The 12,262-nt window shown below is 64.6% G+C and carries 12 protein-coding genes; 8 read left to right on the forward strand and 4 right to left on the reverse strand.

The annotated features are described in order from the left end of the window. Positions 1 to 4 precede the first annotated feature (4 nt). Positions 5 to 1,513, reverse strand: coding sequence for a DUF4153 domain-containing protein (locus tag JN302_RS09085; protein WP_342215933.1), 1,509 nt, complete (start codon positions 1,511 to 1,513; stop codon positions 5 to 7). A gap of 271 nt (positions 1,514 to 1,784) precedes the next feature. Here JN302_RS09085 and JN302_RS09090 point away from each other — a divergent pair, with 271 nt between their 5' ends. The 4 genes from JN302_RS09090 (at position 1,785) to JN302_RS09105 (ending at position 3,796) form a co-directional block, all read left to right on the forward strand. Next, positions 1,785 to 2,657 (forward strand): HpcH/HpaI aldolase/citrate lyase family protein, encoded by an 873-nt coding sequence (locus JN302_RS09090; protein WP_202311403.1) that lies wholly within the window; start codon positions 1,785 to 1,787, stop codon positions 2,655 to 2,657. Further along, positions 2,654 to 2,860 (forward strand): DUF1737 domain-containing protein, encoded by a 207-nt coding sequence (locus JN302_RS09095; RefSeq protein WP_202311405.1) that lies wholly within the window; start codon positions 2,654 to 2,656, stop codon positions 2,858 to 2,860. Before JN302_RS09090 ends, JN302_RS09095 begins: the two co-directional genes overlap by 4 nt. A gap of 132 nt (positions 2,861 to 2,992) precedes the next feature. Beyond that, a complete protein-coding gene (locus JN302_RS09100; RefSeq protein ID WP_202311407.1) occupies positions 2,993 to 3,577 on the forward strand; it encodes an HD domain-containing protein in 585 nt (194 codons plus the stop codon). Positions 3,578 to 3,604: 27 nt separating this feature from the next. Next, a complete protein-coding gene (locus tag JN302_RS09105; RefSeq protein ID WP_202311409.1) occupies positions 3,605 to 3,796 on the forward strand; it encodes a hypothetical protein in 192 nt (63 codons plus the stop codon). Positions 3,797 to 4,014: 218 nt separating this feature from the next. Here the strand turns inward: JN302_RS09105 and JN302_RS09110 are convergent, their stop codons facing one another. Then, positions 4,015 to 4,371, reverse strand: a complete 357-nt coding sequence (locus JN302_RS09110; protein ID WP_202311411.1) for a hypothetical protein — start codon at positions 4,369 to 4,371, stop codon at positions 4,015 to 4,017. Between the two features lie 717 nt (positions 4,372 to 5,088). On the opposite strand from JN302_RS09110, the gene JN302_RS09115 reads away from it, so the two are divergent. Next, the gene (locus tag JN302_RS09115; RefSeq protein ID WP_244846261.1) at positions 5,089 to 6,417 is read left to right on the forward strand and encodes a sensor histidine kinase; all 1,329 of its coding nucleotides are present in this window, start codon (positions 5,089 to 5,091) and stop codon (positions 6,415 to 6,417) included. Positions 6,418 to 6,442: 25 nt separating this feature from the next. Here the strand turns inward: JN302_RS09115 and JN302_RS09120 are convergent, their stop codons facing one another. Then, on the reverse strand, positions 6,443 to 7,543 hold the full coding sequence (locus JN302_RS09120) for a DNA topoisomerase IB (RefSeq protein WP_202332652.1): 1,101 nt from the start codon (positions 7,541 to 7,543) through the stop codon (positions 6,443 to 6,445). A 203-nt stretch (positions 7,544 to 7,746) separates the two neighbouring features. On the opposite strand from JN302_RS09120, the gene JN302_RS09125 reads away from it, so the two are divergent. Further along, positions 7,747 to 8,058 carry a DUF1236 domain-containing protein gene (locus JN302_RS09125; RefSeq protein ID WP_244743110.1) on the forward strand — a complete coding sequence of 104 codons (312 nt, stop codon included), beginning with the start codon at positions 7,747 to 7,749 and terminating at the stop codon, positions 8,056 to 8,058. Positions 8,059 to 8,391: 333 nt separating this feature from the next. Here the strand turns inward: JN302_RS09125 and gcvA are convergent, their stop codons facing one another. Next, the gene (gene gcvA, locus JN302_RS09130) at positions 8,392 to 9,270 is read right to left on the reverse strand and encodes a transcriptional regulator GcvA (RefSeq protein WP_202332653.1); all 879 of its coding nucleotides are present in this window, start codon (positions 9,268 to 9,270) and stop codon (positions 8,392 to 8,394) included. A 177-nt stretch (positions 9,271 to 9,447) separates the two neighbouring features. Here gcvA and JN302_RS09135 point away from each other — a divergent pair, with 177 nt between their 5' ends. Together JN302_RS09135 and JN302_RS09140 are read left to right on the forward strand one after the other, a co-directional pair. Then, entirely contained in the window at positions 9,448 to 10,893 is a 1,446-nt protein-coding gene (locus tag JN302_RS09135; protein WP_202332654.1) for an amidase, read from the forward strand. Positions 10,894 to 11,011: 118 nt separating this feature from the next. Further along, positions 11,012 to 12,250, forward strand: coding sequence for an MFS transporter (locus JN302_RS09140; protein ID WP_244846262.1), 1,239 nt, complete (start codon positions 11,012 to 11,014; stop codon positions 12,248 to 12,250). Positions 12,251 to 12,262: the final 12 nt, after the last annotated feature.

Here is a 12,262-nt window from a genome sequence, read left to right on the forward strand (position 1 = left end):
CGCTTCAGTAGCCCGGCATCGTGGGGTGGGTGACCGGTGCCGGCGGCTGCGGCGGGCGGCTATCGAGATAGGCGGTCAGCCGCCAGCCGCGCAAGGTGCGGGCGCGCCAGTCCCGTTGGGTCTCCCGGTACCTGTCCTCAGCGCTCTGGCGCGTCGCCGAAAGCATGATCCAGGCGTCCGTGCCGGCGAGATCGCGGCGGTCGAGCAGCCGGTCGATTGCCGGGAAAGCTGCCGGACCGAGCGATCTCAGATAAGAATGGTCGAGTGCAACGCCTTGGCCGGTCATCTCGTAGGAATGGTCCACATTGTAGTTTGCGATCAGGGCGGCGAAATTGACGAAGGAACACGCATAAAGGGTGGCTGAAAGCGTCAGAAGATTGGCGCCGAACAGCCATCCGTTCGATTTTTCGAGCGCGATGCGGGCAAGGATCAGGACAAGGCCGCTCGCAACCAGTCCCATCCAGACCAAGGCCGCGACCCGCCAATAGGTCAGGGCATAGATTCCGACATAGAGGTCGAGCCGCAGGATCGAGGAGATCACCAGAAGGACGTTCTGGGCGATGAAGAGATAGACGAGCCGCCGGATGACGGGATCGCGTGACGTCGTGCCGGCTGGGCGCATGGCGGCGAGCACAAAGGCGGCGAGCAGCGCGGTGACGATCAGCGGATAGGCGCCCCGATGGGCGTATTCCGCATAGGTGAGGTCGTCGGGAAGGGTGGCGCCGCCCCAGAGATAGGCGAGGTCGAGCAGCGACTGCACGGCGAACAACAGGTTGAAGACGACGAGCGCGCGAAGGATCGCCGCCTTGCCGAAGACGAGTTGGCCGATGGTGCGCGTCGCGTCAGGGGCGATGGCCTGCGGCGTCGCCGCAAGCCACGGCGATGGTGGTTGTGGCGCGGGGAGATACGCCAGCCGCGGCCGCAGGAAAGCCCAGACGGCGACCAGGACGAAGAGCCAGAAGCCGAGCCTTGCGACGTCGACATGCTCGAGCAGGGCGAAGACGTCGACGCGCGACAGCCAGTCTTCAACGACGGGATTGGCGATGCCGAACAGGGCGACGAAGACGGCGCCGAGGCCGAGTGGCAGGAGCCAGGCGGCAAGCCGTGCCGCACTGGCTCGTACGCCTTTGCGCCGCCACCGGAAGAAATCGAGAAGGAAGCCGAACGGCGCTGCAACCAGGAAGGCTGCGATCTGCCTGGCGATGCGCGGTATGCCCGGCCTGAGCAGGCCGGCGACCGACAAAGCGAATGCCGAGAGCGCGACGACGGCGATCGCGAAGGAGAGCGGGCTGACATTTTCCGCGAGCGGCAGAAGTGTTGTGGCGAGCAGGCAGAGCTGGAAGACGATTGTCCGGCTGCGGGCTGCCGCCGGATGCAGTATCAGCATCGCGGCCGTGACCGCCGCGCAGAAGATGAGCAGGCTGACGCCGATCATGCGGCCGAAGAATAGGAAGTCGGCAAGGACCACGAGCAGCAGCGCGCCGAAGAAGACAGGACGGAAGGTGTTCGTCACGGACGTGCTTTCATGCGGCTCGGCCGCGAGGCCGGGATGAAGGCGACGACGCTGCCCGAGGGGCGCGTGGCGGGCGGAATGGAAAGCCACCAGCCGTCATGTTGCAGGCGGCGGGGCAGGGCGGACCGTGGCAAGGAGAGAAGCCGTGTCATGGCCGCCTTGTCGCAGGCGGTGCGGCACATACCGTGGCGGCATCGAGGAGATTTTCGGGAGTTTCGTGCAGAAATCGTGCAGGCTTGCCACGCCGTGCTGCAGGCGGCATAGATCGGGCATGGAGACCCCCCGTCCCCGCCGCTCCGTGCTCTACGTGCCCGCCGTCAACGAGAAGGCGCTGTCGAAGGTAGCCTCGCTCGCCTGCGACGCGGTCATCGTCGATCTCGAGGATGCGGTGGCGCCGGGCGAAAAGGCAGCCGCCCGCGACCGGCTGGCGGCGTTCTTCGCCGCGCGCCCGGCCTGCGAGACGGTCATCCGCGTCAATGCGCTGTCGGGCGAATGGGGCTCGGAGGATTTCCGGATCGCTATGGAACTGGCGCCCGATGCCATCCTGCTGCCGAAGGTCGAGGCGCCTCGCGACGTCCTCGAGGCCGGCGACTTGCTCGATGAGAGCGACGTGCCGACGAAGCTCTGGGCGATGGTGGAGACGCCGCGGGCGATGCTCAACCTCGGCGCGATCGCGGAACTCGGCCGCGACCCGGCTGCGCGGCTCACCTGCCTCGTGGCGGGCACCAACGATCTCGTCAAGGAAACCGGCGTTCTGATGACGCCGGACCGCCGCTATCTCATGCCCTGGCTGATGCAGATGGTGCTGGCCGCTCGTGCCGGCCGGCTCGACATATTGGACGGCGTGAGCAACGATTTCCGCGACCTCGCGACTTTCGGGCGCGAATGCGCGGAGGCTGCCGCCATGGGGTTCGACGGCAAGACGCTGATCCATCCGGCGCAGATCGAGCCGGCCAATATGGCTTTCTCGCCGACCCCGGCGGCAGTCGCCGAAGCCGAGAAGATCGTGGCGGCCTTCGCCGAGCCGGGCAACGCCGGCAAGGGCGTCATCTCGATCGACGGCCGCATGGTCGAGCGGCTGCATCTGGAACAGGCCGAAAGGCTGCTTGCCAAGGGTTCAGCACAGAAGGGGACACATCCATGAAACTCTACCGCTTCCTCACCGGCCCCGACGATGCGAGCTTCTGTCACAAGGTCACGGCCGCGATGAACAAGGGCTGGCATCTGTTCGGCTCGCCGACCTACGGCTTCGACGCCGAGACCAAGACGATGCGCTGCGGCCAGGCGGTGGTGAAGGATATAGACGGTATCGACTATGAGCCCGGCATGAAGCTCGGGGATTACTGAACGGAATTCTTGGCTGTGCCGCCTCAGGCCTCGCGTGGGGCGGCATGCGACGAGCGCGAGAGCATGCGTATGGCCGCGCATAAATTATTCGGCGGATGGCCTCGGCCGGCAATGCCGAATAGTCTTCCATCCATGCGATCCGAACCAGAATTGGAAACGTCCCGCTTTGTCGGAATCATCGAATTCCTCCAGGCTGCGGAGCAACTGAAGAACACGCTGAGGAGCGGGATCACTTCGGAGGGGCGGCCCGAAAGCACCGCCGAGCACAGCTGGCGGCTCTGCCTGATGGTGATGATGTTCGACCGCGAACTCGGTGCGTGCGACCGCCTCAAGCTTCTCAAGCTATGCATCGTCCATGATCTCGGCGAGGCGATTTCGGGCGACGTTCCCGCGATCCATCAGAAAGGCGATGACGGGCGCGCCGAACGCGAGCGTGCCGACCTGATCAGGCTGTGCGCGCCGCTGCCGCGGGACCTGCAGCGGGAGATTCTCGACCTGTGGGACGAGTACAGCGCCGCGACCACGCCGGAGGCGGTGCTGGCGAAAGGCTTCGACAAGCTCGAAACGATGCTCCAGCACCTGGTCGGTCGCAATGCGCCCGATTTCGACTATGCCTTCAACCTGACCTACGGGGTGAAGCAGACCGACCGGCATCCGCTGCTCAGGCAACTCCGCGCCTTGGTCGACGAGGCGACCTCGCGCCGTGTGAAGTCGTAGCTGCCGTCAACGGCGGCGTCTGCGGCCATGGGCGCGACCGTCTTCGTCACGGTCCCGTCCCGCCTGCTTCCAAAGCAGGTTTTCGGCCGCTGGGAAGCCCCCGGCATGGCGGCGATCCTGTTCGGTGCGCCAATGACCGCGGCCGCAGGCGCGGCGTGGGCGATGCCGTCACTCTTGGCCATTGACAACCAGGCGAGCCTGCGACCGTCGCGACGGTGATTGCGACCGCCGCGGCGACCGGCACGACGACGCGAAAGGAGGGACGCCAAACGCCGCTTGGCTTGCCCCGTTGCCCGTCGCGCCCCCCAGACAACCCAAGGGTAGTACTCAGGCAGCGGCGCTTGGCAAAGGTGTTGGTGGGGCGACGAATGCGTCCGGGCGGTAAAAGGCGCGTTTAGTACCCCTGGTCATGAGGCGCACTCCTCGACCGGATGAACTCAGGCAATGCCGGCATAGGCGACCGACGCGGCCAGCACGCCGACGAAAGCCAGCACCACCCCCCAGAAAAACCAGCGCAGCGTTACCCGATAGACGGGCTCGCTGTCGTCCGCCACCTGCAGCGACCGCCAGAGGGCGACGAACAGGCACGCGATGGAGAGAAAGACAGGGACTGCCGCCAAGAAGGAAGCCGGCGTCCAGTCTCCAGTGGCCTCCAGGCTCCAGAAACGGAGGAAATAGAGGGAGAACCCCAGCATCACCGTGATCGCGGTGATTACGCCTTGCCGATAGCCCTGGGGCAGCGGGCGGTCGTTCTCGCGCACAGTCGGTTTGATCGAGGCCGGATCCTCAGTCACCGGACCCTCCCTTGCGCCGGCGGCCGGGCGAGCGCCCGTGGACCGGGATGCCAAGATGCCACATTCGCGAGCATGCCCGCGGCGGTCGCGGCGATAAAGCTGCCGAAACGGAGAATGAATCCGCTCCGCCTCCCCTATTTGTTGGATGGCCGGCCACAACCGCAAGCGGCCGACGTTGCCCTCTGTCCGGGGCAGGCCGGGCCCGCTGATAAGGCATTGCGCAGCGGTCGGAGGTGTAGCCGGGGGCTGGCGCCGGGAAGCAGGGCGACCCCTCTCGCCTCGGCAACGCATGGCCGGGCAGGCCTCCGGAACGGGGCCGCGAAGGTCGTCGACCCTACGCCAGCCGCATGCTGCTGCGAGCGCCCTTCATTGACGGCAGGGGACGATGCGGTTGGGCGCGCCGTCGATCCAGCCGATGATGGCGAAGTCGTCGCGCCGCCGGCCGCCCGGCGTGCGAGGTCGAAGGACGCGACCCGGACGCCCCGCCAGGGTCCGGCTGATGCGGACCGCCAACGTATCTTCTGTTTGTGGGCCCATGTTTTGTAGATAATTTGCAGCTGACCGTTTGTCGATTGGGCTCGGTAGTGAACCTGGCGGCTTGCCGGTTGCGCGATATTCGGCCTCGACAGGTTCGGGCGGCTCACAGAGCCCTTTGTCCTGTAGTGTCGGGCAACGATATATGGCTGTTTGAAAATCGGAACCGCGGTGAGCAAAGCGATGTCCAACCTTGAAAACGAGCTTCTGGGCACGCTTCCCGTCGCAGCCTATCTGACCGATGCGCACGGTCGCATCACCTATTGCAACGATGCGGCGGCAAAGCTGCTGGGCTACCGGCCGGCGCCAGGCACCGCCGACAGCTGCGACCTGTGGCGCATGCGATTTGCCGACGGCAACTCCATCGCCGACCATGAGCAACCTGTGGCGACGGCATTGGGCAGCCACTCCTCGCCTGCGGGATGCCGGGTTGCCTGCGAGCGGCCGGATCGTAGCTGGGGCGAGTTCCTGGTGCATTCCACCCCGACCCGAGACCCTGCGGGTAAGGTGACGGGGACGATCAATCTCCTCGTCGACGTCTCGGCCCATCTGCAGGATCATGAGGAGGTTCATCGGCTGGCCGCAATCGTCGAATCTTCCGACGATGCGATCGTAAGCAAGGACTTGTCCGGCTTCGTCAAGACCTGGAACGCGGGAGCCGAGCGCCTGTTCGGCTACCGTGCGGAAGAGATCGTCGGCAAACACATAGGCTTGCTCATTCCCTCCGACAGGCAGCACGAAGAAGAGCTGATCCTCTCACGCGTGCGGCGTGGCGAGCGTGTCGAACATTTCGATACGATCAGGGTGCGCAAGGACGGCGCGAAGCTACCGATCTCGCTGACGGTTTCCCCGATCCGCAATGCAGCCGGCGCCGTCATCGGCGCGTCGAAGATCGCGCGTGACATCACCGAACGCAAGGAAAGCGAGCGCCGGATCCAGATGCTTATGCGTGAGGTCGACCACCGCGTGAAGAACCAGTTTGCCGTCATACTGGCGATGGTCAGGGAAACCGGGAAGAGCGCCGACGACATCGCCGTATTCGAACTTCAGCTCCGCAACCGTTTGATCGGATTGGCGCGCTCGCAGGACCTGCTGGTCCGCGGTGGCTGGAAAGGGGCTGAACTCGGCGACCTCATCGACGGCCAGGTCAGGCCTTTCACGGAAGACAGTCGCATCCAGGTATCGGGCGAGCCGGTCACACTGTCGACGAAGGCGGTTCAGAACCTGGGCATGGCTTTTCATGAACTCGCCACGAACTCCACCAAGCACGGCGCGCTTTCGTGCAAGGACGGCATCGTCAGCATCCGCTGGACCGCGGGCGAGCGCTTCCGGCTGACCTGGCAGGAACTCGGCGGGCCGATCGTCGATACCGTGTCCAAAGGCGGCTTCGGCAGGATCGTGCTCGAGCGCATCACGCCCGCCGCGCTGGACGGCACGGCGCATCTCGGTTTTCCGCCGGAAGGCGTGATCTGGACATTGGATGCGCCGATCGAGCAGATCCGAGGCGAATAGACTGCAACTGTGACCATCAGCATGGTCACTGCGCGGCACGTCGGGAGACCTCTCCGGCCACTTCTTCGAGCGACCTCAGCCAGGCCAGTGCACGCCGTTCGTCCCGGTCCAGCAATCCGTCATGCTTCGGCAGTCGGCACGCTTCCAGTTCGGCAGGCAGTGTTCCGCTCTCCCAAGAGGAAATCACCTGCGGATGGATGTAGCCGCTGCGACACACCGACCGGGTGTTGCCGATGCACGCGGCCACCTCGTCGATGATCTCGTTGCGGAGCGACGCAACTTTGCCGGCGCTATCGGGAAGCGGCATGCGGGCGAACAGCGCCAGCGCCCGCACCGTTGCGCCCCAGGTTCGGAAATGCTTGGAACTGAAGCGGGGATCGGATGCATCCCTGATATAGGCATTGACCGCCTGGGACGTGACAGGAAGCCGGTTCCCTTCCTCATCCAGATATTGGAACAGCTGCTGGCCGGGCAACTCCTGCGTGTTCCGGACGATCCTGGCGATGCGGCGGTCGGTGAGATCGAGCCGCCACTCCCTGCCCGACTTGCCCTTGAAGAAGAACCGCATCGCCGACCCTGATATGTCGACATGGCGATCGAGCAGCGTCGTCAGCCCGAAACTGCCATTGTCCTTCGCATAGGCTTCATTGCCGATCCTGATCATGGTCCGGTCGAGCAGCCAGACGACCGCCGCGATGACCCGCGCTTGCGGCAATCCGCGTCTTCGAAGGTCCCGATCGACATGGCGCCGCAACCGAGGAAGGGCCCGCGCGAACGGTATCAGGCTCGAGAACTTGGCCTCGTCGCGCATCTGCACCCAGTCTGGATGGTAGAGATATTGGCGCCGGCCCCGCTGGTCCCTTCCCCTCGCCTGGATGTGCCCCTTGCGGTCGGGACAGATCCAGACCTCGGTCCAGGCCGGCGGAATTGCGAGGTCGCGAATGCGGGTGAGTGTCCGGGCGTCGTCGATCTTCTGCGCACCCAGCAGGAAGCAGAATCCGCGACCGGACCGCTTGCGGAGGATGCCGGCTTCATCATCGGCGACATATCGCAACGAAGCGGCGCGCGCGACTTCGGCACGGCCCGGTTCATCATCTTGTTTCCCAGGCTTCGCCGGGGCGTTCAATCACGTTTCTCCGGCTTCGGACCAGGCGTGTCGCCGGTCACTATTCGCCCGGCCCCCCAGATGCATCCAACGTGCCAGATCGAGATCCCGTTCCATCGACCGAAGACGAAGTGGATGAGCCAAAGACGGTCCGAGCTTCTTGGAACGAACCCGCGCAATGGGTGTTTGCCCCTGATGCGGGCGGCCAACTCAAGGAGGTAGCCATGCGTTCGAGATCATGGATTGCGCTTATTGGGGCGACAATGCTGGCGACAGGAACGGGCGTCGCGATGGCCCAGGACACCGTCATCATCCGGCCGGAGCAACGGACCGTGATCCGGGAGTATGTGCAGCGCGAGCCGGTGGCTTCGATCGACCTGCCGGGAATCGAGCTCAATATCGGCACGCCCGTGCCCGAGACCGTTGAACTCTACCCGATCGACGTTCCCGATGTGACCTATCAATATGTCGTCGTCGACGGGCGGACCGTGATTGTCGACCCGGCGGATCGCAGGATCGTCGAGATCATCCGATGATCGGAATTCCGGCCGAACGGCCGGATACCCTTCCGGCGGAGCGGAGTTTCCGCTGGAAGGGACGCATCCTTCACAATGAGCGTCAGTCCGCGACTTCAATCGCTTTGCTCATGCCATCCCGCAGTCGCTGAACCGTGATGTTGAGGTCGATCATCTCATGCGGGGCAAAGCCTGAGTGGCGAAGGAGCGAGGCGGTGAGGCAGCCTGTCTTCCTATGAAGCGAACTGCCTTTGGGCGACAGATGCACTTCGACCTGACTACGCCACTGCGACGACGTTCGACAAAGGGCCGAGGGCTGCGATAGCTGGATTGACCTCTTGCCGTGTCGGGCGCTCAAGAGCGTCCCAATATCCATTCCCTGAAGGTCGCGATCTTCGGATCGTTCTGAGTGACTTCCGGGCAGACCAGATAGTAGGCGAAGTCCTCCATGTGGGTCTCCTCCAAAAGCTTTACGAGTTGCCCGCCCTCGACCTCGCCCGCGACCATCGCAGCCGGCAACAGTCCTGCGCCCTGCCCGCCGAGCACCGCTTTCAGCAACAGGCTCGAATCGTCGAAGGACGGCCCCCGCGGAGCACGAAGTTCTTCGATCCCGTTGCTCTGGAACCATAGGCTCCAGCCCTTGCGTTCGGCGTCGTGCACATGCGGCCAACGAACCAGATCCTCCGCCCCGGCCGGCAGGCCGAGCCGCTCGACCAGGGAGGGCGCGGCCACCACCACCATTTCGACCGCCACGACCCGGTCGCTTCGAAGACCGCCATAGCGCCCCAAACCGTGGCGTATGGCCACGTCGACGCCGCTGCGCGAGAAATCGACCACGGCGTTACTCGTGACGATCTGGAGATCGATCTCGGGATGCGCGTCCTGGAACGACTTCATGCGCGGAACCAACCAGGCCGACGCGAAAAACGGCGTGACGCTGATCGTCAGCACGCCGCTGTCGGTCGAGGCGGCGACACGGCGTGTTGCGTCCGCGATCTGGCGAAAGGCATTGCGGATGGATGGAAGGTAGTCGCGCCCCGCCGGCGTCAGATGGATGCCCCGGTTCACCCGCTCGAAGAGCCTTACCCCGAGATGGGTCTCCAGCGTCTTGAGCATCTGGCTGACGGCGCCCGGAGTAACGAACAACTCCTCCGCGGCCGCCTTGACCGAAAGATGGCGCGCCGCTGCCTCGAAGGCCTTGAGGGCGTTGAGGGGCGGCAGTCGCTGAGCCATAGTTTAGTTATTCTAATCTGATCCGGAAAGGAATTCTGGTTTGCGGAGGCGCCCGCGCACATGCTTTACAAGAGGGACATTGAACTCTTGAATGCAGAAGCGCAAGGCGCGCGGAGGGAAAGAATGAGTTTTTCTGCTTTGGGCGCTTGTCCGAACAGCGCTCTGACGGAGCAAGGAATGACCGATCCGATTGCCGATCTGGCCTTTCTCGGGCTCATGGATGTGGGCGCATTGATAAGGAGCCGAACCGTTTCGTCGCGCGCCTTGCTGGAGGCACAGCTTCAGCGCATCGCGATGCTGGATGGACGCCTGCACAGCTATGTGCAGGTGCTCGACACTGCCGCGCGTATACAGGCCGAAGCCGCCGACGAAGAGATAGCCGCCGGCCGCTATCGCGGACCGCTGCATGGCGTGCCGGTCGCGATCAAGGATCTGTGCTGGATCGAAGGTGTACCGACTGCGGCGGGAACCACTGTCTACAAGAATTTTGTGCCTGCCGAGGATGCCACGGTCGTCCGGCGGCTGAGGGCGGCGGGCGCAGTTCTCATCGGGAAGACACAACTGACGGAAGGTGCCTATTCGGACCACCATCCGTCCGTGATACCGCCGTGCAATCCGTGGAACGGGGACTATTGGACGGGAATCTCCTCCAGCGGCTCAGCCGTAGCGACGGCGGCAGGCCTGTGTTTCGGAGCGATCGCCTCGGACACGGGCGGCTCCATTCGCTGGCCCTGTGCGGCAAACGGCACGACCGGCATCAAGCCGACATGGGGCCGTGTCAGCCGCCACGGTGTCTTCGAGCTCGCGGCTTCTCTCGACCATGTCGGAACAATCGCGCGGAGCGTCGTCGACGCGGGCGCTATGCTCGCGGCGATCGCAGGCCACGATCCACGCGACCCCACCACATCCAACGACCCGGTACCGGACTACATGGCCGTGACGCGGATCGGCGCAGGCGGATTACGCATCGGCATCGACGCGCAATGGAACAGTCGGGACGTCGACCCTGAGACGCAGGCGGTGCTTGCCGCGGCAGCGGCAGTGTTCGCAGAACTCGGTGCGGAGCTCGTACCGATCGCGTTTCCGGATGTCGACCAGATCGTCGCTGACTGGGTTCCGAATTGCGCGGTCGAGGCAGCCGTCGCCCATGAAGGCACCTATGCGGCGCACAAGGAGCAGTACGGGTCCATTCTCGCCTCTGTGATCGAGGCCGGGCAGGCCGTGTCGGGCACCGCGTATCAGAAGATCCTGCTGCGGCGCGCAGCCTTCCGTGGCCGCGTCGAGAACCTCTTTCGTTCCATCGACCTTTTGCTGACGCCCGTCCAACCCTTCGCGCCCCTGATGCTGGCCGCCGTCGCCACGCTTGGCGAACGGCCGGACCTCGTTGCCGCATTGCAACGCTATACCTGCCCGTTCGACATGAGCGGCCATCCGACGCTTTCCTTCCCCGCCGGCTTCACGGGCGAGGGCATGCCGATCGGCCTGCAACTCGTTGCAGGTCATCTCCGGGAGGCGATGCTGCTGCGCGCGGGCGCGGCATTCCAGAACGTCACGACGTGGCATAACCGCCACCCGGCGATGATTCTGGAAGGCGGTCCGATGATTGCGGAGATGACGATATGAGCAGGCGGATCGTTCTCCCCTTCGCGCCAATCCGTTTGCATGGGAGACAAGCAATCCCTTTGTCCAAAACGGCCGACGACGCTATGCGCATACAGAGGTCCTGGACCGGAGAATGACCATGAACAGGCAGGACCAGGACAGATTGTTCCACGGGTGGGTCGTGGTCGCCGCAGCTTTCGTGGTGACCTTTGTCGGTTTCGGCAGCGCCTACACATTCGGTTCCTTCGTCGAAGCGTTGCAGGAGGAGTTCGGAGCTTCGCGCGGGGCGGTGTCGCTCGTCTTCTCGATCGCCGGTTTCCTGTATTTCGGGCTCGGCGTTGTTTCGGGACCGCTCGCTGACCGCTGGGGCGCGAGAAGGCTCGCCGTCTGCGGAATGCTGCTCGTCGGCCTCGGCCTGGTTCTTGCCAGCCAGGCGGAAACGATCGTCCAGGTCTATGCAGCCTATGGGCTCGGGATCGGCCTCGGGGTCGGTTGCGCCTATGTCCCGGCGATCGGGGCGGTGCAGCGCTGGTTCGTCAGGCGACGCGGCTTCGCGTCCGGCCTGGCGGTGAGCGGCATCGGCGTGGGCACGCTGGTGATGCCGCCGCTCGCGACCATGCTGATCACGGTGACCGGCTGGCGTGAAACCTATCTCGTTCTGGGAGTCGGTGCTGCGGCCGTTGGGGTCGGCGCTTCGCTCCTTATCGAGGACGACCCGCGCCAACGCGGCCTTGAACCGGACGGTGGCCCTCTGGAGCCGACCTCACGCGCGGTCGTGCGACAGGGCTTGTCGGTCGGTGAAGCCATCCGCAGCGCGCGTTTCCTCGGCCTCTATGCGGCATGCCTCATCAGCGCGTTCGGCGTCTTTGTCCCATTCGTGCATCTGGTTCCCTATGCGATCGATCGCCAGGTCCCGACGGCGGCTGCCGTCATGCTGCTCGGGGCGATCGGCGTGGGGAGCACCGCAGGCCGCTTTTTCCTGGGCGGAGTGGCCGACAGGGTGGGCAGGGATGCCTTCCTTGTCGCGATGTATGTGGGCATGGCGGCATCACTCGTCTTCTGGGCTGCCGCAGGCGGATTCTGGTCACTTGCGATCTTCGCGCTTGCATTCGGGATCTTCTACGGCGGCTGGGTCGCTATTCTGCCGGCCATCGTTTCCGATCATTTCGGCGGGCGCAATGTCAGCGGGATCATCGGGGTCCTCTACACCAGTGTCGCGATCGGAACGCTTGTCGGCCCCAGCGCAGCGGGTTTTGCCTTCGACGTCAGCCACAGTTACTTCCTTCCGATCGCGGCCAGCGTGGCGGCAAACCTGGTCGCTGCCACCATCGCCCTTGCAACGGGCAGGACCGTCTCGCCGATCAGATTGATGTCATAGTCTCGATAGCGG

Source organism: Mesorhizobium sp. L-8-3, assembly GCF_016756615.1.
Taxonomy (GTDB): Bacteria; Pseudomonadota; Alphaproteobacteria; order Rhizobiales; family Rhizobiaceae.